The sequence below is a fragment of the Tistrella mobilis KA081020-065 genome, from assembly GCF_000264455.2.
GTDB lineage: Bacteria > Pseudomonadota > Alphaproteobacteria > Tistrellales > Tistrellaceae > Tistrella > Tistrella mobilis.
Genome location: NC_017958.1, coordinates 598875 through 620000, shown reverse-complemented (window position 1 = coordinate 620000; position 21126 = coordinate 598875). Strand labels below are relative to the sequence as shown.

Annotated in this window: 19 protein-coding genes, 1 tRNA gene and 2 rRNA genes (1 of these 22 cut by a window edge); 16 read left to right on the top strand and 6 right to left on the bottom strand. The window is 67.5% G+C overall.

Annotation, left to right across the window (positions count from 1 at the left end; translation table 11 throughout):
• From TMO_RS26575 to TMO_RS26530, 11 genes are all read left to right on the top strand, one after another.
• Positions 1-2039 (top strand): 23S ribosomal RNA (locus tag TMO_RS26575); it begins 706 nt to the left of the window's first position.
• 128 nt (positions 2040-2167) lie between these two features.
• Positions 2168-2282: ribosomal RNA gene (gene rrf / locus TMO_RS26570) — 5S ribosomal RNA — on the top strand.
• A gap of 88 nt (positions 2283-2370) precedes the next feature.
• A tRNA-Met gene (locus TMO_RS26565) sits at positions 2371-2447 on the top strand.
• 274 nt (positions 2448-2721) lie between these two features.
• Positions 2722-2844 carry a hypothetical protein gene (locus TMO_RS32720; RefSeq protein WP_267021083.1) on the top strand — a complete coding sequence of 41 codons (123 nt, stop codon included), beginning with the start codon at positions 2722-2724 and terminating at the stop codon, positions 2842-2844.
• 202 nt (positions 2845-3046) lie between these two features.
• Positions 3047-3892: an iron uptake transporter permease EfeU gene (efeU, locus tag TMO_RS26560; RefSeq protein ID WP_014748158.1), complete on the top strand. Its 846-nt coding sequence runs from the start codon at positions 3047-3049 to the stop codon at positions 3890-3892.
• A 1-nt stretch (position 3893) separates the two neighbouring features.
• Positions 3894-5072 (top strand): iron uptake system protein EfeO, encoded by a 1179-nt coding sequence (gene efeO, locus TMO_RS26555; protein ID WP_014748157.1) that lies wholly within the window; start codon positions 3894-3896, stop codon positions 5070-5072.
• Position 5073: 1 nt separating this feature from the next.
• A complete protein-coding gene (gene efeB / locus TMO_RS26550) occupies positions 5074-6378 on the top strand; it encodes an iron uptake transporter deferrochelatase/peroxidase subunit (protein ID WP_014748156.1) in 1305 nt (434 codons plus the stop codon).
• 45 nt (positions 6379-6423) lie between these two features.
• On the top strand, positions 6424-7248 hold the full coding sequence (gene efeO, locus TMO_RS26545) for an iron uptake system protein EfeO (RefSeq protein ID WP_014748155.1): 825 nt from the start codon (positions 6424-6426) through the stop codon (positions 7246-7248).
• 271 nt (positions 7249-7519) lie between these two features.
• Complete coding sequence (locus TMO_RS26540) at positions 7520-8020, top strand: RNA polymerase sigma factor (protein WP_014748154.1); 501 nt, start codon at positions 7520-7522, stop codon at positions 8018-8020.
• Entirely contained in the window at positions 8017-8943 is a 927-nt protein-coding gene (locus tag TMO_RS26535) for a FecR family protein (RefSeq protein ID WP_014748153.1), read from the top strand. The genes TMO_RS26540 and TMO_RS26535 overlap by 4 nt, the downstream gene beginning before the upstream one ends.
• 151 nt (positions 8944-9094) lie before the next feature.
• Positions 9095-11563, top strand: coding sequence for a TonB-dependent receptor (locus TMO_RS26530; RefSeq protein WP_187297877.1), 2469 nt, complete (start codon positions 9095-9097; stop codon positions 11561-11563).
• Here the strand turns inward: TMO_RS26530 and TMO_RS26525 are convergent.
• Positions 11551-12804, bottom strand: coding sequence for an MFS transporter (locus tag TMO_RS26525; protein WP_014748151.1), 1254 nt, complete (start codon positions 12802-12804; stop codon positions 11551-11553). The two genes, TMO_RS26530 and TMO_RS26525, sit on opposite strands and share 13 nt — an antisense overlap.
• Before the next feature lie 86 nt (positions 12805-12890).
• Entirely contained in the window at positions 12891-13811 is a 921-nt protein-coding gene (locus TMO_RS26520) for an AraC family transcriptional regulator (RefSeq protein ID WP_014748150.1), read from the bottom strand.
• A gap of 113 nt (positions 13812-13924) precedes the next feature.
• On the opposite strand from TMO_RS26520, the gene TMO_RS26515 reads away from it, so the two are divergent.
• Positions 13925-14665 (top strand): SDR family oxidoreductase, encoded by a 741-nt coding sequence (locus TMO_RS26515; protein ID WP_014748149.1) that lies wholly within the window; start codon positions 13925-13927, stop codon positions 14663-14665.
• 88 nt (positions 14666-14753) lie between these two features.
• Complete coding sequence (locus TMO_RS26510; RefSeq protein WP_014748148.1) at positions 14754-16091, top strand: FAD-dependent oxidoreductase; 1338 nt, start codon at positions 14754-14756, stop codon at positions 16089-16091.
• Here TMO_RS26510 and TMO_RS26505 read toward each other — a convergent pair.
• Complete coding sequence (locus tag TMO_RS26505) at positions 16075-16791, bottom strand: helix-turn-helix transcriptional regulator (RefSeq protein ID WP_014748147.1); 717 nt, start codon at positions 16789-16791, stop codon at positions 16075-16077. The genes TMO_RS26510 and TMO_RS26505 overlap by 17 nt on opposite strands.
• 136 nt (positions 16792-16927) lie before the next feature.
• Here TMO_RS26505 and tmpT point away from each other — a divergent pair, with 136 nt between their 5' ends.
• Positions 16928-17572, top strand: a complete 645-nt coding sequence (gene tmpT / locus TMO_RS26500; RefSeq protein ID WP_014748146.1) for a thiopurine S-methyltransferase — start codon at positions 16928-16930, stop codon at positions 17570-17572.
• A gap of 24 nt (positions 17573-17596) precedes the next feature.
• On the opposite strand, the gene TMO_RS26495 is transcribed toward tmpT, so the two are convergent.
• Positions 17597-18535, bottom strand: a complete 939-nt coding sequence (locus TMO_RS26495; RefSeq protein WP_014748145.1) for a cyclase family protein — start codon at positions 18533-18535, stop codon at positions 17597-17599.
• An 83-nt stretch (positions 18536-18618) separates the two neighbouring features.
• Positions 18619-19227 (bottom strand): NAD(P)H-dependent oxidoreductase, encoded by a 609-nt coding sequence (locus TMO_RS26490; RefSeq protein ID WP_014748144.1) that lies wholly within the window; start codon positions 19225-19227, stop codon positions 18619-18621.
• 104 nt (positions 19228-19331) lie between these two features.
• Between TMO_RS26490 and TMO_RS26485 the strand changes: the two genes are divergently transcribed.
• Positions 19332-19958 (top strand): TetR/AcrR family transcriptional regulator, encoded by a 627-nt coding sequence (locus TMO_RS26485; RefSeq protein WP_014748143.1) that lies wholly within the window; start codon positions 19332-19334, stop codon positions 19956-19958.
• Here TMO_RS26485 and TMO_RS26480 read toward each other — a convergent pair.
• Entirely contained in the window at positions 19946-20338 is a 393-nt protein-coding gene (locus TMO_RS26480; protein ID WP_051045629.1) for a winged helix-turn-helix transcriptional regulator, read from the bottom strand. The two genes, TMO_RS26485 and TMO_RS26480, sit on opposite strands and share 13 nt — an antisense overlap.
• A gap of 176 nt (positions 20339-20514) precedes the next feature.
• On the opposite strand from TMO_RS26480, the gene TMO_RS26475 reads away from it, so the two are divergent.
• Entirely contained in the window at positions 20515-21126 is a 612-nt protein-coding gene (locus tag TMO_RS26475) for an NAD(P)-dependent oxidoreductase (protein WP_014748141.1), read from the top strand.

The window sequence follows — 21126 nt, the reverse complement described above, 5'->3', positions numbered from 1 at the left end:
CTGGAGGACCGAACCCACGTCTGTTGAAAAAGACGGGGATGACCTGTGGCTAGGGGTGAAAGGCCAATCAAACTCGGATATAGCTGGTTCTCCGCGAAAACTATTTAGGTAGTGCGTCACGTGATTACCCCTGGGGGTAGAGCACTGGATGGGCTAGGGGGCCTCACCGGCTTACCAAACCTAACCAAACTCCGAATACCAGGGAGTACAGCGTGGCAGACAGACTGCGGGTGCTAAGGTCCGTAGTCGAGAGGGAAACAGCCCAGACCACCAGCTAAGGTCCCCAAGTTGCGGCTAAGTGGGAAAGGATGTAGGACGGCCATGACAACCAGGAGGTTGGCTTAGAAGCAGCCATCCTTTAAAGAAAGCGTAACAGCTCACTGGTCTAGATAAGCTGTCCCGCGCCGAAGATGTAACGGGGCTAAAGCCGTACACCGAAGCTGTGGATGCACCGTATGGTGCGTGGTAGCGGAGCGTTCCGTAGGCCTGTGAAGGGTGACCCGTGAGGGCGCCTGGAGGTATCGGAAGTGAGAATGCTGACATGAGTAGCGACAAACAGAGTGAGAAACTCTGTCGCCGAAAGCCCAAGGGTTCCTGCGCAAGGCTAATCCGCGCAGGGTGAGTCGGCCCCTAAGACGAGGGCGAAAGCCGTAGTCGATGGGAAGCAGGTTAATATTCCTGCACCTGTGGGAAGTGACGGATGATGTAAGTTGTCGGGGCTTATTGGATTGTTCCCGGCAGCGAAGTTGTTCCAGGAAATAACTCCCACGTACAGACCGTACCCGAAACCGACACAGGTGGGCTGGTAGAGTATACCAAGGCGCTTGAGAGAACGATACTGAAGGAACTCGGCAAATTACCCCCGTAACTTCGGGAGAAGGGGGCCCCGTTCCTGGGCAACCAGGGGCGGGGGGCACAGACCAGGGGGTGGCGACTGTTTACTAAAAACACAGGGCTCTGCGAAGCCGCAAGGCGACGTATAGGGTCTGACGCCTGCCCGGTGCCGGAAGGTTAAGAGGAGGGGTTCACGCTCTGAATCGAAGCCCCGGTAAACGGCGGCCGTAACTATAACGGTCCTAAGGTAGCGAAATTCCTTGTCGGGTAAGTTCCGACCCGCACGAATGGCGTAACGACTTCCCCACTGTCTCCAGTATCGACTCAGCGAAATTGAATTCTCCGTGAAGATGCGGAGTTCCCGCGGTCAGACGGAAAGACCCCGTGCACCTTTACTACAGCTTTGCAGTGGCACTAGGGACTGAATGTGTAGGATAGGTGGGAGCCTATGAAGCCGCGGCGCCAGCCGAGGTGGAGGCAACCTTGAAATACCACCCTTTTGGTTCTTGGTGTCTAACCGCGCTCCGTGATCCGGAGCCGGGACCCTGCATGGCGGGTAGTTTGACTGGGGCGGTCGCCTCCCAAAGAGTAACGGAGGCGCGCGATGGTGGGCTCAAACCGGTCGGAAATCGGTTGTCGAGTGCAATGGCATAAGCCCGCCTGACTGCGAGACTGACAAGTCGAGCAGAGACGAAAGTCGGCCATAGTGATCCGGTGGTCCCGAGTGGAAGGGCCATCGCTCAACGGATAAAAGGTACGCCGGGGATAACAGGCTGATAACCCCCAAGAGTCCATATCGACGGGGTTGTTTGGCACCTCGATGTCGGCTCATCACATCCTGGGGCTGGAGCAGGTCCCAAGGGTTCGGCTGTTCGCCGATTAAAGTGGTACGTGAGCTGGGTTTAGAACGTCGTGAGACAGTTCGGTCCCTATCTGCCGTGGGTGTAGGAGACTTGAGAGGATCTGTCCTCAGTACGAGAGGACCGGGATGGACGGACCTCTGGTGCACCAGTTGTGACGCCAGTCGCATCGCTGGGTAGCTATGTCCGGAAGGGATAACCGCTGAAAGCATCTAAGCGGGAAACCTCCCTCAAAACCAGGTCTCCCTTGAGAGCCGTGGAAGACCACCACGTCGATAGGCCGGGTGTGTAAGCGCAGCAATGCGCTGAGCTGACCGGTACTAATCGCTCGATCGGCTCGAAAGATCCCCGCCGCGCCCAGAACCGGGCCCGCGGCCCACGAAGCTTGCACACACATCATCAAATCAGACGATCTCGCGCTCAGAGCTTCCGGAAGCACAACTTCCGGACTGTCCCTCCGTGCGGTTTCATGACCTGGTGGCTATGGCGGACGTGAACCACCCGATCCCATCCCGAACTCGGCCGTGAAACCGTCCTGCGCCGATGGTACTTCGTCTTAAGACGCGGGAGAGTAGGTCGCTGCCAGGTCTTGTAACCGCATGGATGGACAGACAACGCTCACCACAACAAAGCGCGATCTCATCTCAATCCACACTGCCAACCGCCTACGCCCTGACGCGGGGTGGAGCAGCCCGGTAGCTCGTCAGGCTCATAACCTGAAGGTCGCAGGTTCAAATCCTGCCCCCGCAACCAAGTTTCAAGCAAACGCCGCCCCGGCCTCTCGCCGCGGGCGGCGTTGCTGCGTTCGGGGCCCCCTCAAAAACAGGGGGGCCAGCGGGGCCGGATGTCATTGGGCAGGGGCCCGGCGATCTTCTTTCCTGTCCCGTTCCGTCCTCGTCCCGAAACGGGAAAGGGGGCACCACCGCGGTTGCGAATGCGTCTCAGCTGTGGAAGACTGTGCCCCAGCCGTGTCGAAGGCCCGGTTCGGGGCTCCGGCAGATCTGGATGATCGAAGAAGGCCGTCCGCATGTTCGAGCCGCTGTGCTCCATGATGACCGGATCCCCGGCCATTACCGTCATGACCGCTGCACCGCTTGTGCCGACCCTTGATGGGCGCTCGGTGCCGAACGGCATGGCCGAAGCGCCGTAAGATTACCGACGGTTCCGCCGGGCCGCTTGCGGCCCTGGCCGGTGCGCTGGCGCCGATTTTCCATCCGATCCCATCCGTTTCCTGCCCGGTCCGATGTCGGCTGCTCCCTTTGCTGAGCGGCCGGCCGACCGCTCCGTGCCCTTGCCCTGCCTGACCGGGCAAGGGCACGGGGCCGGGCAGGGGACGCAGAGAAGGCAATTCCATGCTCGCACCCTTTCTGATCATGCTGCGCGAGGGGCTGGAGGCGGCCCTGATCGTGGGCATCATCGCCGGCTATCTGCGCCAGACCGGCCGGCGCGACCAGTTGCCTGCGGTCTGGGTGGGGATCTTCCTTGCCGCCGCCATGGCGCTGTTCACGGGCGCCGCCCTGCAGATGGTCAGCGCCGGCTTTCCGCAGAAGGCACAGGAGCTGTTCGAGGCCGTGGTCGGCATCGCTGCCGTGGTCGTGCTGGTGGCGATGGTGTTCTGGATGCGCCGGGCGGCGAAATCGATCCGCCGCGAGCTGCATGCCGGCATCGATCAGGCGCTGGCGGCAGAGGGTGGCCGTGCGGCCGGCTGGGCGCTGATCGGCATGGTGTTCTTCGCGGTGGCGCGGGAAGGGCTGGAATCGGTGTTCTTCCTGCTGGCGATCTTTCAGCAGAGCCGGGATGCTGCAGCGCCTCTGGGCGCGCTTGCCGGGATTGCGGTGTCGGCGGGGATCGGCTGGGCGATCTATCGCGGCGGGCTGCGGCTGAACCTGGCACGTTTCTTCCGCTGGACCGGGGTCGTCATCCTGTTCGTGGCGGCGGGGCTGCTGGCCGGCGCGCTGAAGGCCCTGCACGAGGCGGGGCTGTGGAACGGGCTGCAGGGCGTGGTCTACGATCTGGGCCGGGTGCTGCCGGAATCGGGGGCCGTGGGTACGGTGCTGTCGGGGCTGCTCGGCTATCGCGAGGCACCGACTTTGGGGGAGGTGCTGGTCTATGCGGCCTTCCTGGCGGTGACGCTGATCCTGTTCCTGAGGCCGGCCGCCCCCGTGGCTGCGGCACGCCCGGTCGCGCGGGAGGGGTGAGATGAGCGGACCCGAAACCTCTCGTGCCATGCAGCTGGCGGTGGCGGGTGCCGCCGTGCTCGCCCTCGCCGGTGGTGCTGCCTTCTGGTATGCGACCGAGCAGAGCCGGCAGGCGGGTCCTGATCGGGCCGCCGATCAGGTGGTCACCGTCACCGGCGGACGCTGCGATCCCCAGACCATCACCCTGCCCGGTGGCCGGCGCAGTTTCGAGATCGTGAATGCCTCGGACCGGCCGATCGAATGGGAGATCCTGGACGGGGTGATGGTGGTGGCCGAGCGCGAGAACATCGTGCCGGGCTTCCACCAGATGCTGACCGTGCAGCTCACCCCCGGCGATTACGAGATCACCTGCGGGCTGTTGTCCAGCCCGCGCGGGGTGCTGCATGTGACGGCCTCGGACGAGGCGGCGGCTGCGGCGTCGGAGGTGACGCTGCGGCAGTTCCTGGGCCCGCTCGCCGAATACCGGGTCTATCTGGTGATGCAGGGCCGGGCGGCGGTGAAGGCCGCGACGGCACTGCGCGATGCCATCGCGGCCGGTGACCTGGATGCGGCGCGCCGGGCCTGGATGGCCGCGCGGCTGCCCTGGCGCCGGATCGAGCCGCTCGCCTATCGCATTGCCGATTTGCAGGCGGTGATCGATCCGCAGGCGGCCTATCTGGCCGGGCGCGAGGCCGACCCCGGCTTCATCGGCTATCACCGCATCGAATACGGGCTCTTCACCCGGGGCAGTATCGAGGGGCTGCTGCCGGTCGCCGATCGACTGGTCGCGGATCTTGAAACCCTGAACCAGCGGCTGAAGACCACCGAGGTGACGCCGGCCCTGCTGCTGGTCCTGCCGGCCGACATGACCGGCCGGATCGTGGAGACCCGGCCGGGTGCCGCCGAGGGAGCCTTTGCCGACCAGGATCTGGACGAGCGTCATCTGGCTGAGCTTGAAGCCAGCCTCGACGGGATCGCCAAGCTGACCGGCCTGCTGGGGCAGATCGTCTCGGTTGCCGATCCCGCGCTGGAGGCGGAGCTGACCGCCGCACTCGACCGGGTGGCGGGCGATCTCGCCCGCCTGCGCAAGGCCGATGCCACGCCTGCCGCGGCAGACGAGGGACGCGCTGCCCTGACCCGTGATCTGGCCGGGCTGAAGACGACGCTGGGCAAGCTGCCCCCCGTGATCGGGATGAGTTGAGATGACTGCAGAATTGAAGCAGAAGGCCGGACCCAGCCGGCGCAGCCTGTTGATGGGGCTTGGGGTGGGCGCTGCCGCGGGCGCGCTGATCCGTCCGGCACGGCCGGCCGCCGCGGCGGTCTCCGCGCCCCGGGTGGATGACGCCCCCCGCGCCCATCCGGGCAGCATGCAGGGGCGGGTGCCGTTCTACGGCGCCCGTCAGGCGGGGATCACCACCCCGCGCCCGGCCAACGGCATCATCGCCGCCTTCGACGTGGTCGCCATGTCGCTGGACGATCTGGAGCGGATGCTGAAGGCGTTGAGCGCGCGGGCGGCCTTTCTGACCGCGGGCGGGCCGGTTGCAGACCGCGATCCGAAATTGCCGCCGGCGGATTCGGGCATTCTGGGGCCGGTGGTCACGCCGGATGATCTGACCATCACCATCGGGCTTGGTGCCTCGCTGTTCGCGCGGCCCTGGCTGGCGGGCCTGGCGCCCGCGAAGCTGACGCGGATGGTGGAATTCCCCAATGACGCGCTGGACCCGGACCTCTGCCACGGCGATCTGTCCATCCAGTTCTGCGCCAACACCCAGGACACCAATATCCACGCGCTGCGCGACATCGTGAAAAACCTGTCCGCCTTTCTGGTGCTGCGCTGGATGGTCGAAGGCTCGGTGCCGCCGGTCGCCGCCGCCGCCGACGGATCGACGCCCAGCGCCCGCAACTTCCTGGGCTTCCGTGACGGCTCGGCCAATCCGGCCTCGGGGGATGCCGCGCTGATGGACCGGGTGGTCTGGACCAGTGCCGCCGGCGAGCCCGGCTGGGCGCGGGGCGGCAGCTATCAGGCGGTGCGGATCATCCGCAACATGGTCGAGCGCTGGGACCGCACGCCGCTTGCCGAACAGGAGCGGATCTTCGGCCGCAACAAGGTGACGGGCGCGCCGCTGGATGGCGGGCCGGGGGCGACGGAGCATGACGTGCCCGATTATGCCGCCGATCCGGAGGGAGCGAAGACCCGGCTCGATTCGCATATCCGCCTTGCCAATCCGCGCACGCCGGCCAGCGCCGCCAATCTGATCCTGCGGCGGCCGTTCAACTATTCGCGCGGCGTGATGAAGAACGGTCAGCTCGATCAGGGGCTGATCTTCATTTGCTATCAGTCGGATCTTGAACAGGGCTTCATCACCGTCCAGACGCGGCTGAACGGTGAACCGCTGGAGGAATACATCAAGCCGATCGGTGGCGGGTATTTCTTCGTGCCGCCCGGTGCCACGGGTGAGGACGACTATGTCGGATCATCGCTGATCCAGGCCGCCCGGCAGGCCTGATCGCCCTGTCGAGTCACATCCCTTCAGACAGATGCAGGAGGCAGCATGGCTGCAAAGCTCTTCACCACCGGTGCTCTTGTGCTCGGCCTTGCCGCGGTGGGGGCGCCGGCCGCGCTGGCGGCGGACCCGTCGCTCGATCTCGTCGGCCCGCTCTCGGAGTACAAGATCTATGTCGCCGAGAACACCGACCAGCTCGTGACCGACACCGAAGCCCTGGTGGCTGCGATCAAGGCCGGCGATCTCGACAGGGCCAAGGCGCTGTTCGCGCCCACCCGTACCAGCTATGAGAAGATCGAGCCGATCGCCGAGCTGTTCGCCGATCTCGACGGGTCGATCGACGCTCGCGCCGACGACTACGAGAAGGGCGAAAAGGACGAGACCTTCACCGGCTTCCACCGGATCGAATACGGGCTTTGGGAAACCGGCAGCACCCGCGGCCTGGAGGGCTATGCCGACCGGCTGCTGGCGGATGTGAAAGACCTGAACAACCGGATCAACGCGCTGACCTTTCCGCCGGAGGTGGTGGTCGGCGGGGCCGCGGCGTTGATGGAAGAGGTGGCCGCGACCAAGATTTCGGGCGAGGAAGACCGCTACAGCCATACCGATCTCTGGGATTTCGACGCCAATTTCGCCGGCTCGAAAGAGATCTACGACCTGCTGCGGCCGCTGATCGCCGACAAGGATTTCGTAGCGCGCGTCGACGGCAATTTCGCCGATGCCGGCAAGGTGCTGGAGAAGTACCGAATGTCGGGTGGCGGCTTCGTCTCGTATGAGAAGCTGACCGATGCTGACCGGCGGATCCTGGCCGCAAAGGTGAACACGCTGGCCGAAGACCTGTCGACGCTGCGCGGCAAGCTGGGCCTCGCCTGACCTCACGGACGGGCATCTCTGGCGGCCCGGCGCATCCTGGTCTACACTCCGCGCCGGGCCTGCGGGCCCCCATAAAGAACCAGCCGCCGCGCCTGTGGCCGATCCGTTCCGCCCCCAGCCCGTCGCCCGGGGATCCTGGCCCGGACCTTTGTCGCTGCCGGTTTATCCTGTGTGCGGGGGCGTGTCGCCTCCACCGACGCTGCATCGATCCGGCCGCCCGATGGCGGGCCGGGTGTGGATGCACGTCCGCGACACGAAGGCATCGGAGCCCATGGATCTACCGGCCCTGTTCCGCCGGCATGCGACGGATATCGGATCATCCCTGCGCGCCCGCGGCGTTTCGGCGGATGTTGCCGCCGACATCACCCAGGACGTGTTCGTGAAGCTGCTTGCGGGCGGTGGCGGCACGACGGTGCTGCACAATCCGCGCGCCTATCTGAAACGCATCGCGCTCAACCTTCTGGTCGACCGGCACCGGCGTGAGCCGGGGGCGGCCCTGGTCGAGCTGTCGCCCGCTCTGCTGGACGAGATCGCCGACGAGGCACCGGATGCCGAGCGTGCCGCCGCGGCCCGCCAGCGGCTGGCGGTGGTGGAAGCCGCCCTTGCCGAACTGCCGCCGCGCACAAGGCGCGCCTTCGAACAGCACCGGCTGGGCGAGCGCAGCCTGGCCGAAATCGCCGCCGAGCTGGAGGTGTCGACCGCCCGGGTCTGGGCGATGGTGCGCGATGCCTATGGCCATGTGAAACGCCGGCTGGACGAGCACGCAGAATGACGACGGCGCCGCCTGATCGCGAAACGCTCTGGCAGGAGGCTTTCGACCTTCTGATCCGCCGCCAGAACGCCCCCGACAACCCGGTGACCCTGCGGCTGATCGCCGAATGGCGGGGGCGGAGCCCGGTTCATGACGGCATCTGGCGCGAGGCGCTGGAGCTGCATGCGCTGACCGGCCGGGCCGTGGGGGCGGCCGGCCGGATCCCGCAGCCTCCCGCTCGCCGGATCGGGCGGCGCGCCGTTCTGGCCGGCGGTGTGGCAATGGCGGCCGGGGTGGCGGGGCTTGCCCTGGTTCCGCGGTTGACCGCCGGGACACGGACGGATGTGGCCGCGATCCGAAGGATCGACCTGCCCGGCGGCGGCCAGGCCACGATCGGGCCGCTGACCGCCGTCACTCTGACGGCCGCACCGGGGGCCGCTCTGCGCGAAGGTCTGGCCTGTTTTGAGCCGGCGGGGACGGCCCCCTTCACCGTGACCACGGGCGGCCTGACCCTGCGGAGTGTGGCTGGGCCCGCGCGCTTCGATCTGGCCGTCGAGGGCGCGCTCAGCGTGGTGAGCGTGGGCGAGGGGCGGGTGCAGATCGGGGGCGCGGGCACCCCGCTTGCTTGTACCGCCGGCGATCGCCTGATGATCGACGGCGGCACAGGCACGGTGACCCGGGGGCGGCTCGCCCCGGGGCAGTTCGCGGCCTGGCGCACGGGACGACTGGTGGTGGAGGGGGAGCCGGTCGCGGCGGTGCTCGCCCGCATCGCCCGCTGGTATGACGGCCGGATCGTGCTGCTGGATGACGATCTGGGCGCGATGCCGATCAGCGGCGTCTATACCGCGACCGACCCGGAGGCGGCGGCGCGGGCGGTGATCCGCCCCTATGGCGGGCGGCTGCGCCGGATCGGCCCCTGGGCCATGGTGATCGACCGGGCGTGAGGGCGCGCCCATATTGCGATTGAAAATAATTCGCAAAGAAGGGGTTCAAATCCGGCGCCGGACTCCGTCTGGGCAGACAGGAGGGTGCGGTGCAATGGCATGCAAGCCAGGCCTGCGCCCGATCTGCTGCACAGAGGATCGGACGGACGTGATGATGGCTGGTCTTGGAGGACGGGGACGGCGGCTGCGCCGGGCCCTGATGATGTCGGTTGCGGTGGTGGCGGTGGCGGGTGGCCAGCTGCCCGGCCAGCCGGGCATTGCGGTTGCCCGCGCGGCGGAGCGCGGCTATGCCGTGCCTGCCGGCCCGCTTGCTCAGGCATTGCAGGTTTTCGGCCAGCAATCTGGGCTGCAGATCTCGTACATCCCCTCTCTGGCCGCCGGCCGGACCAGCCCGGGTGTCACGGGCGAGATGGATGCGATCCAGGCGCTGGTGGCGCTGCTGGAGGGCACCGGCGTCGATTTCCGCACGGGAGAGGGCGGCCTGGTCACCCTGGTGCCGGCGGCCGATCAGGGCCAGGGACAGGAGAGCCGGGCGCAGAGGCTGGACCCGGTGGTGGTGATCAGCGCGCTGACCGATGTCCGCACCATCGCGACATCGACGGTGGATCGGGAGACGATCGAGCGGCTCCAGGCCAGTTCGGTGCCGGAACTGCTCAATGACCTGCCGGGTGTCGATCTGGTCGGCTCGGCCAGGCCCGACGGGCATTCGCTCAACATCTGGGGGTTTGGCGATCAGGAGGATGTGGCGATCACGCTCGACGGTGCCGACAAGAGCTTCGAGAAATATCGCCAGGGCACGGTGTTCATCGAGCCGGAGCTGGTCAAGGAGATCACCGTCGACAAAGGCTCGTTCTCACCCCGCGGCTATGGCGCTTTCGGCGGCACGGTGGCGCTGACCACAAAATCCGCCTCGGACATGCTGCTGCCGGGGGAGAATACCGGCGGCTTCCTGAAGCTCGGCTATGGCGTCAACGGCAAGGAATGGAGCCGGACCACCGCGCTTTTCGGCCGTGACGACGACAGCGGCGCCGAACTGCTGGTCTCGGCCACCCGGCGCGACAACGACAAGTACCGAACGGCCGACGGGCAGAAGCTCAACCTGTCGGAAGGCGAATTGCTGAGCGGCCATTTCAAGGGCAGCGTCGCGCGCGAGGATCATTTCCTGGAACTGAGCGGCGCCATGTCGACCAGCGACGTGCTCGGCCCCTTCGCCGCCAAGACCGGTCAGATCGTGCCGTCGGATTATCAGATCGATCGCTACGGTTTCGAACAGGCGCTGGCCCGGCTGACCGTGCGGCGCCAGACCGACGACCGCTCGCTGTCGGGCAAATATGTCTACGACCCGGCCGATCCGCTGGTCCGCACCACCGTGCAGCTGTCGTGGTCCGAGACGAAACAGCACGATAAGCGCCAGGTCGAGGACATCTATGTCAACCTGGGCCTTGGCGGCAATGAAAGCTGGCTGTCTTACGAGAACTACGGCGCCGAGATTTATAACGAGAGCCGCTTTACGGTCGGCGGCGTGGATACGACACTCAACATCGGCGTCCAGGTGAAGCACCAGGACCGTGACAGCATGGCCTATTCCTGGACGGACCGGAACGATCCCGACCGCAATTACGGCCATCTTCAGCCCTATAACATTCCGGCCGGCACCCAGACGATCTATGCCGGCTGGATGGAATATGAGGTCGATTTCGGCAACGGGCTGACCGTCACGCCCGGCCTGCGCTACGACCATATCCGCACCGACGGCGTGCCCAATGCCGCGGCCGATTACCGCGACCCCGCCAAGGGGCACGACTATTCGGCGGTGGTGCACAAGGGCTTTTCGCCGACGCTGAACGCGCTCTATCAGGTGAACGACAATCTCGCGCTGTTCGGCGGGCTCGCCTACAAGCTGCGCGCACCGCTGGTCGACGAGATCTACGAGGTCGGCACCAACCGGTCCTCCGCGCGCCAGCTGGAGGCCGAGCGTGCTTTCGAAAAGCGGATAGGCGCGGTGCTGACCTTCGGCGATGTCCTGGAGCCGAAGGACAAGGTGCTGACCCGGGTCCAGATCTATCGCAACGACGTGTCGGACAACATCATGCGGGTGTTCGGCTCGCCCAATGTCGGCCGCTACCCCGATCGGGTGCCGAGCCATCACAATCTGCGCGGCTTTTATACCCAGGGCGTGGAGCTGGAAGCCTTCTACGACAGCCCGCTCTACATCGCCGGCTTGAGCCTCGCCTATGCCGAAGGCGAGCATGAGGGATCGGTGCGCGACATCTATGGCGCCGATCAGCCGGTCTACGACATCGCGCCGTTCAAGCTGGTCGCCCAGTTCGGTCGCAAGATCCCGGAATACGACCTGCTGGTCGGCTGGAAGGGGCTGTTCGTCGCCGGCCAGGACGACATCCCGGATGATGCGCTGATCCCCTATAGCCCCTATCCGGCCAGCGCCGGCTATGGTGTCCACGACGTCTATGTCAGCTGGACGCCGCGCGATGGCCTGTTCGGCGGGGCGACCGCACGGCTGACGGTGCAGAACCTGTTCGACAAGGACTACAAGGCCTATTTCAACGGCTTCTCGGCCAAGGGGCGCAGCGTGAAGGCGGCGGTGGCCTACACCTTCTGATCCGCCAGCCGGGCCGAGACCCGGCGGACGGTCAGCACCAGTACCGGGCAGATCAGGCCGCAATAGCACCCCATGCCGGCGATCAGCCAGGGCAGGGGAATCCCGGCATCGACCAGCAGCCCGGCAAGGCCTGGGCCGGCGGCGGCGGCCAGCACCATGGCCGCCACCACCACCCCCCGCACGGCGCCCAGATGGCGGGTGCCGTAGACCTCGGGCCAGAGGCTGCCGAAAAGGGTGAGCGAGATGCCGTCGGTGATGCCGTAGAGCAGCATGAAGGCGAAGGCAGACCAGGGCGCATCGACGACGGCCAGGACAAGGCAGGCGGCACCGAAGGGCAGCAGATAGACCGGCAGCAGGCGCCGCGCGCCGGCCCGGTCGATCAGATGGCCCGACAGCAGGACATTGCCGATCGCGATCACGGCATAAAGGGTGAAGGCCGAGGCGAAGACCTCGGGCGCCCAGCCGCGGGCGGCGGCAAGGCTGGTCTGGTGGAAGAAGATGGTGTTGCTGATGAAGGCGGGCGGCAGCATGCCGGCCAGCAGCAGATAGAAACAGGGATCGCGCAGCACCTCGGCCCGCGACCAGTGGCGGATCGGGGGCGCCGCCGCGGCCGGATCCGCCGCCGCCGGCTGCCGGTCGCGGGCGGCAAGCCGGGCCAGCACCGGCCAGAGCAGCAGAACAAGGCCGGCCGCGACGATCCAGCCGAGGCGCCAGCCGATGGCGCCCGCCAGCACCACCTGACCCAGCGGCAGCAGCGCCTGACCGGTGTTGAGGCCAAGCGCTGCAATCGAGACCGCGCGGCCGCGCCCGGCCGCGAACCAGCGGCCGATGGTGGTATAGGCCAGATGCACCATCATCCCCTGCCCGCAGAAGCGGAGCAGCAGCAGGCCCGGGATCAGCTGGAGAAGGTGAGTTGCCGTGCCGGTCAGCACGGCACCGGCCGCGAAGGCGGGCAGGGTGAAGGCCAGCACGCGCGTCACCGGCATCCGGTCGACCAGCCCGCCGGTCAGCGCCAGCAGCAGGGCACCGCCCAGGGTGACGGCGGTGTAGATCAGCCCGAAATCGCCCGCCGAGAGGCTGAACGCCGCCCGGATGTCGTTCCCCGACAGCGCCACGAAAAAGGTCTGCCCGAAGGACGAGGCGAACATCGCGAGATAGCCGGTCGCATACCAGCGGGCATCGGCGCGAAGCGGGGCCAGGATCGGCGGAAGGTTCGGGGCGAGGTTCGGCGGAAGGGGCACGCGGCTGGGTCCGGGGCGGCGGCAGGGACGGGAACCCGCAGCCTGCACCATCCCTGCGACAAAGGCGATGGGTGATCCGTCAGCCGTCAGCCGCCGGTTGCGCGGTTCTCCTGCGCCCAGCCGCGTGGCGCGCGGCCGTGGACGCGCTTGAAGGCCGTGCTGAAGGCGCTTTCCGAGGCATAACCCAGCCGTTCGGCCAGGGCACCGATCGTGGTGCCGCCCCGGCGCAGCGCCGCCCGGGCCAGGCGCATCCGCCAGTGGAGAAGATGGTCGATCGGCGTGGTGCCGGTCGCCTCGGCGAAGCGCCGGGCAAAGCCCGATCGCGACATGGCGGCAAGCCGCGCCAGCTCTGCCACCGTCCAGTCGCGGCCGGGAGCGGCATGCATGGCGGCAAGGGCCGCCCCGATCTTCGGATCTGCAAGCGCCGCGAGCAGCCAGCCTCCCTCTTCCGTCGCGCGGCCGGCATGGGCGCGCAGCATGTCGATCAGCAGCACCTCGGCCAGGCGCCGGGCCACAAGATCCACCCCCAGATCCCCGGCCAGAAGTTCGGCTTCCAGCCGTGCCAGGGTCGCCCGCACCCCGGCCGCGCGGGGATCGGCCATGTCGATCTTAAGGAAGGGCGGCAGGATCCCGTGCAGCAGCTCGCCATCCGGGCGATCGATGGTGAAGCTGCCGCCGATCAGCACCACTTCGTCCCCGCCGCAGGTGACGCTGCCGCGCGCGGCGGCGGCGAACAGCGCCGATCCGTCCGCCGGCGGCAGCTCCGGATCGCTCGCGACCGTATAGCCGGGGGGAAGGGCCAGCAGGAAGGCATCGCCCGCCTGCAACTGCACCGGTTCGCCGCCATCGAGGGTCAGCCAGCATCGGCCGCGCAGTACGGCGTTGAACTTGACCAGCGGGCGGGGCCGGAAGGCCAGCGACCAGTCGCCGCCGGCTTCCAGCCGCACGAAAGCGGCCCCGCGCACGTCGAGCAGGCCGAGGATGCCGGAGAGGGGGTCGGTCGACATTGGACGATCTCGCCGAAACTCTGGATCCTGTCTCATAGCAACACCGAAAGCTGCCGGCTAGCGTCTCGGAAGCTGATCGATGACGGAGGCGATGCGATGACGGAGGCGATGCGATGACGGATGGGATCGAGGGCAAGGTGGTGGTGGTGACCGGTGCCGGCAGCGGCATCGGCGCGGCGACGGCCCGCCGGCTGGCGGCAGGCGGCGCGAAGCTGGTGCTGGCCGGGCGGGGGGCCGCGCGGCTGGAACAGGTGGCCGCGTCGATTGCCGCCGATGGCGGCACGGTCGTCTGGATGGCGGCGGATGTCGCGACGCGCGCCGGGCCGGCGGGTCTGGTCGATCTGGCGCAGGAACGTTTCGGGCGGCTGGACGTGCTGGTCTCCAATGCCGGTGTCGCGCCGATCGGTCCCTTCGACGATCTGGCGGTCGACGACTGGGACCGGATGATCGACATCAATCTGCGCGGTGTGCTCTATGGCATCGCGGCGGCACTGCCGGTGTTCCGCCGCCAGACATCCGGCCATTTCGTGACGGTGATCTCCACCGCCGGGCTGCGCATCGTGCCGGGCATGGGGGTCTATGCGGCAACCAAGAACGCGGTCCGCACGGTAATGGAGGGGCTGCGCCAGGAATCGCGCGGTGATTTCCGCGTCACCGGCATTTCGCCCGGCTTCGTGCGCACCGATCTTGCGGCATCGATGTCCGATCCCGGCGTGATGGCGGGCATGCAGGCCCGGATGGCGGAGATCGGCCTGGATGCCGATGCCGTCGCCCGCAGCATCGCCTTCGCGATCGCCGAGCCCGACGGGGTCGATATCGGCGATCTGGTGATCCGGCCGACCGTTCAGGACTGAGCCCATGACCCGTCCGGGTCATGGTGCCGGCCCGCACGCCCTTCCAGACTGAGCCCGGTTGCAATGATCGGACGGAGGGCGCGGAGCCATGCGGGTCATCATCGTGGGCGGGGGCATTGCCGGGTTGGGTGCGGCCTGGCGGTTGAGGGCCGAGGGGCACCAGGTGGTGCTGCTTGAAAAGGCGGCCGAGCCGGGCGGGCGCTGCCGGTCGGTGTTCTGGCAGGGCGCCTGGGTTCCGACCGGGGCCTTCGCCTTTCTGGGCGCCGAGACCAATCTCGCCGATCTGTCGCGTGAACTGGGGCTGCATGCACCGGAAGACCTGCTGGACCTGACGGCCGCCCATCGCTGGAACGTACTGATCCGCCGCCGCGAGGTGGCGGATTTCGGCGCCTTCGACATGATGAGCGCCGCCCGGCATCCGGCGATCCCCTTTGCCGAGAAGGCCCGGCTGTTGGTGGCCCTGCCGCAGCTGGCCCGGCGGATGCTGGCGGCCGATCCGCGCGACCTGACCAGCGTGGTGGCCCTGGACGACGTCAATGCCTGCGAGCATTTCCGGCGTCTCTCACCTGCCTTCGTCGACTATTTCCTCGAACCCTGCATGGGCATGTTCTGCGGCTATGGCGCTGAGGATTTCTCCCTGGCCTGGACGGCCTGGAGTTCGGCCGGGCGGCTGTCCTGGGCCGGCAACCATATGTGGAGCTATCGCGAGCGTGGCGTCGGCCGGTTGACCTGGGCGTTGGGCCGGGCCTTTGCGGCCGATCCCGGCACCGACTATCGCACCGGCTGCACCGTGCACGAGGTGCGCCATGATGCGGACGGCGTGCAGGTTGCGTACAGCCGGGCGGACGAGGCGCCGGAGGTCATCCGCGCCGATGCCGTGATCATGGCGGTGCCCGGCCATCTGGTCTCCGGGCTGATGCCGGATCTGGATGCCGGGCGGCGCGGCTTCTTCGAGGCGATCGACTATGCCGGCCACCACATCGTCTATTACCTGCTGGACCGGCCCAAGGGCGATCTGCTCGACACCTATGTTCTGCCGGCGGCCGACGGCTTCCATCGCACCGGCAATATGCGCTTCACCGATCGCGGCGACGGCACCACCCTGGCGCATGCCCAGTGGAAGGATGCCGGCTGCCGGCAGCATGCCGATGCCACCGATGACGACCTGATCGCGATCACCTGGGGCGATATGGTCGAGGCGGTGCCGGGGCTGGCCGGCACGCGGCTGATCGATGCCTTCGTTTCGCGCCAGCCGGCCGCGATCTGCAAGCGGCCCAAGGGCTTCGTGACCCGGCTCAAGGCCTTCCGGGATCTGGGACCGCTGCCGCGGGTGGCGTTCTGCGGCGACTATCTGACCAACAGCACCGTCGGCCAGGCCCACTGGTCGGGGCTGCAGGCGGCGGCGGAGATCATGGCGCGCGGCTGAGCATCCAGGCGGAGAGGGTGGTGCGGTTGGCGACGCCTGCCTTCCTGAAGATCGCCCGCAGATGGTTTTTCACCGTCTCCGGGCTGAGGCCGAGCTGGCGGGCGATCATCTTGTTGGTGGCGCCATCCGCCACCAGCCGGGCGATTTCGGCCTCTCGTGCGGTGAATGGCTGTGCGGCGGCGGGCATGCGGCGATGGGCCAGCGCATGGCTCATCTCCAGCGCCGGCACCAGGGCTGTGGCGAGGTTGCGGTCTTCGATCGAGAAGTCGGGGGCGTCCTGGTTGCGCACCAGGCTGAGCGCCCCGGCGATCCGTCCGCCGCGGCGGATGGCGAGGGTCAGCACATGGCGCGCGCCCGTGGGCCGGAGCAGGGTTTCGAAATAGGGCGCACGTTCCAGCGCGCGTCCGGGCACCAGATCCGACAGGCGGATGACCGGCGCCGTACCGGGGCGGCAGCCATCCAGCCAGGCGCGGATGGGATCCTGTGCGAGGACCTGCCGGCGATAGGTCTGCGCGCACCAGCCGGGCCAGGCGATGAACCGGCTCTCTCCACCATCGGCGTCCCGCAGGGACAGCACCGCGCGCGGGGCATCGAACAGAGCTGCCAGCGACCGCGTGCCGGCGGTCGCAAAACCCTGGGGATCATCGGCACGCCCCAGGGCGGCGAGTGCCCGGCCCAGCCGGTCGGCATCGATCTCCATGGCGGCCTCCCCATCCATTGGGTCCATCGGCAGGCGCCGGTTGCAGCATCATCCTGCATCCCGTGCACCTTCCGTCCGCGACCCGTCGCGACTAGAGTGACGCAGATCCCGACGCTTACGGAAGGTGGTATGCGGCATGACCCCCGACTTCTGGCACGGCAAGTGGCAGCGCAACGAGATCGGCTTCCATGAAGGCCGCCCCAACCATTTCCTGGTGAGGCATGCCGACCGTCTGGCGGCGGGGGCGGGCAGCCGGGTCTTTCTGCCGCTCTGCGGCAAGACCCGCGACATTGCCTGGCTGATGGGGCGGGGCGCCCGGGTCGCCGGTGCCGAGTTGAACCGCAGCGCGATCGAGCAGCTTTTCGCCGAGCTGGAGCTTGCCCCCGAGGTGACGGCGGCGGGGCCGCTGGAGCGCTTCTCCGCCGCCGGTATCGACATCTTCGTGGGCGACGTCTTCGCGCTCACCCCGGCGCATCTGGGGCCGGTGGATGCGATCTATGACCGTGCGGCGCTGGTCGCCCTGCCGGGAGATGTCCGGTGGCACTATGCCGGCCATCTGCGTGGCCTGACCGGCGGCGCACGGCAGCTGCTGATCAGCTATGAATACGACCAGTCCCTCGCCAAGGGCCCCCCCTTTTCGGTGCAGGCCGACGAGGTTCACGCGCTCTACGGCGCGGACTACCACGTTCAGGAGCTTGAGACCGCGCCGGTCGAGCGCGGTCTCAAGGGCTTGAGCGAGGTGGTCGAACGGATCTGGCAGCTGGTGCCGCGCCAGGGGTGAGGGCGGGTCAGGGATGAGGCCGGGTCACGGCTTCGGGCGGAACACCCCGTTTTCGTCGCGTACCAGCGGTGCCGGCTGGCGCGGCAGCGGCGCGCCCGGCGCCTCGGCGATCGTCACCCCCTCCGGCCAGTCCGCCGGGGCGATGGCGACATAGCGGGCGAAGCCGCCGGAACCGCCTTCGGGCTTTGCGAAACCGATGGTGACCAGGGCGCCCGCCTCGGGCACCTTGTCGAGATTGGCGACGCCTTCGGCCTGCACGAAATCATTGTGCAGCAGCCAGTGTTCGCCCTCCAGCGTCGGCGTGGTGTCGGTGTCGAGCGGCTCGTGACCGTGGAACAGGATCTTCCGTTCCAGGTGCAGGAATTTGAGCGCATCGAGCCCGACCCCGGGGAAGGGCTTCTGGTTGAAGCGCGCTGTGTCGCTCCATTTTTTGTACCAGTCGGAGCGCACGAACACGACCGAGCCTTCGGGAATGCGGCCGTGCTTCGCCTCCCAGGCCTCGATATCGGCGATCTGGAGGTGATAGCCTTCATCGGCCGCCACCTTGCCGCTGATGTCGATCACCACCAGCGGCCGCACGGCATAGGTCGGCGGCAGATCGCTGATCGTGGCACCCAGCGGATTCCAGTGCGAGGGCGGGTCGAGCTGCGTGCCGTACTGGTCGGTGGTCAGGTCATAGGCCGAGGCGACGAAACCGTGCTTATCGTAGGTGAATTCCTCCCCCTTTGCGACATAGCCCGGAATGTCCTGGCCGGCTACCGCCGGCCTGAACTTCGCGTTGGAGAAACCCGGCCAGACCGGCTGCACCGGCGCGAAGGCATGGGTGAGGTCGATGTATTTCGCCGATTTCAGGCTCTCGTCATAGACCTTCCACAGCGAACCCTCCCCGGCGAGCGCGCTGCCGCCCGCGGCGAGGAAGGTTGCGGCGGCCAGCGCCAGCCGTGTCACGAACCGCGTCGTCATCCTGCTCTCCTCTGCGTAAAAGATACCGGGGGATGCAGCTATCCTCGGGCATGTCGCGCGTCGGTGTCGAGAGGCAGGCGCGATCAGGCGGCGCGGGTGGTGCGCGCGTCGTTGAACAGGTGTCGGCCCAGGGCATGGGCGGTGTCGAGATGGGCGGCGGCCGTCTCTCCGGGATCGGTGTCGACCATCAGCTCGGTGGTCGCCACCGGCGCGCCGCAATAGTCGAAGATGCCGTGGTCGATCTGGGTGCGCATGGCGCCGAAATAGCCGTGGCGGGCATAGGTCCGCAGATCGGCACCGCCCAGCGCCACCAGATGCACCGGCAGCCGGCCCAGCAGCTTGCGGATCCCGTCGCCCGGCCGGTCGTCATAGGCCCAGCCATTGCTGAACACCCGGTCGATCCAGCCCTTGAGGAGACCGGGCATCGACCACCAGTAGACGGGATAAACCAGGATCAGGGCATCGGCCTGATCGATCCGCCGCTGTTCGGCGAGGATATCGTCGGGGATCGCCGTCCGGCCGCGATGGGCGGCGAGATCGGCGTCGGAAAAGCGTGGATCGAAGCCTTCGGCCGCCAGATCGGCGCGGGTGGCGGTATGTCCGGCCGCGACCACGCCGTCGGCGATGCGGGCGGCAACGGCATGGGTCAGGGAGCCGGGATCGGGATGCGAGAGGACGATGAGCGCATGCATGGGGCGTGCTCTCCGGTGCAGATGGATGGGGGCCGAGGGGGATGGATTGCAGATCGCGGGCTGCTGTTATATACTTTTAGTAAGTTACTTTTGGTACATAGGCCATGTCAAGCGTCCCGACCGACCGCTCTTCCACACCCCGCCGCCGCCTCAGCCGCGAGGACCGGCTGCGCCAGCTGCTCGACATGTCGTGGAGGGTGATCCGCGACGAGGGCACGGATGCTCTGACCCTTGGCCGGCTGGCCGAGCGGGCGGGTGTCACCAAGCCGGTGGTCTATGATCATTTCGGCACCCGCGAGGGCTTGCTGACCGCGCTCTATCGCGATTTCGACGCCCGCCAGACCGCCACGATGACCGCAGCGCTGGAGGCGGGCGCCCCCACGGCTGCGGATCGGGCGCGGATCATCGCCGCCTGCTATGTCGATTGCGTGGCGGCCCAGGGGCGCGAGATCCCAGGCGTGCTCGCCGCCCTTGCCGGATCACCCGAGCTGGCGGCGCTGAAGCGGGACTATCAGCGCACCTTTCTGGAAACCTGTCGGCAGTTGCTCGGTCCCTTCGCGCCGGACGGAGATCTGTCCGCCGCCGGGCTCTGGGCGATGCTGGGGGCGGCGGACGCCCTGTCGGATGCGGCCGTCGCGGGCGATCTGACCCCGGAGGAGGCGCAGACGGAACTCAGGCGCATCCTGCTCGCGCTCATCGCAAGGGGAACGGGTGGCGATCAGCCCTCATAGCTGTCGCGGGCGGCGCGGATGGCCGCGTGATTGTCGTCCGCCCAGACCACCAGCGCCCGCATCGGCACCATGAACGACCGGCCGAGATCGGTCAGCTCGTACTCCACCCGGGGCGGCACTTCGGCATAGACGGTTCGGCGCACGAAACCGTCCTGTTCCAGGCGCCTCAGCGTGCGCGACAGCATCTGCTTCGAGATGTCGCCGATCTGGCGGCCCAGCTCGTTGAACCGCTTCGTGCCCTCCCACAGGGCGGAGAGCACCAGCATGCTCCACTGGTCGCCGATCCGGTCGAGCACGTCGCGGATCGGGCAGGGCTCGTCTGCGGGGCGGTCCCAGGGGCCCGGCGGGTCGTCGCGCGGGGTCTTTTCGGCGGTCTGCATTGCCATGTCGCCTCTCCCGGAAGGACGCAAAGGTCACGCCGCAGTGACCAGATGACGCGAAGATGACTTCTTGCGCGGGATCAGGGTGTAGCATACCTCGGATCCACGGTCCACTTTCCGGACCGGGTCTTGAATGAAGACCACCCTCCATATCCGAGCGGAAGGATCCCTCAATCATGGCGAAGATCGCCCTCATCGGCGCCTCGGGCAATGCCGGCGCGCGCATCCTGAAGGAGCTGTCGGATCGCGGCCACCTGGTGACCGGCATCGCGCGGCACCCTGAGAAGATCGCCGCCCTGCCGGGCGTGACCGCAGTTGCGGGCGACGTCTTCGACGTCAACGGACTGGCGGACATCCTGAAAGGTCATGACGCGGTGATCAGCTCGGTTCATTTCCTGGCGAGCGACCCGGAGAAGCTGATTGCCGCCGTGCGCGCCTCGGGTGTCGTGCGCTATCTGGTGGTCGGCGGTGCCGGCAGCCTGGAGGTGGCGCCGGGCAAGCGCCTGGTCGATCAGCCCGACTTCCCCGCCGCCTATCATGCCGAGGCCAGCAAGGGCGCCGAATTCCTCGACATTCTGCGTGGCATCGACGACCTGGACTGGACCTTCCTGTCGCCGGCGGCCATGTTCGTGCCCGGCGAGCGCACCGGCACTTTCCGTCTCGGCACCGACCAGCTGCTGGTGGGCGAGGGCGGCAGCAGCATCTCGTTCGAGGATTACGCCGTGGCGCTGGTCGACGAGATCGAGACGCCGAAGCACATCCGCCAGCGCTTCACCGTAGGCTACTGA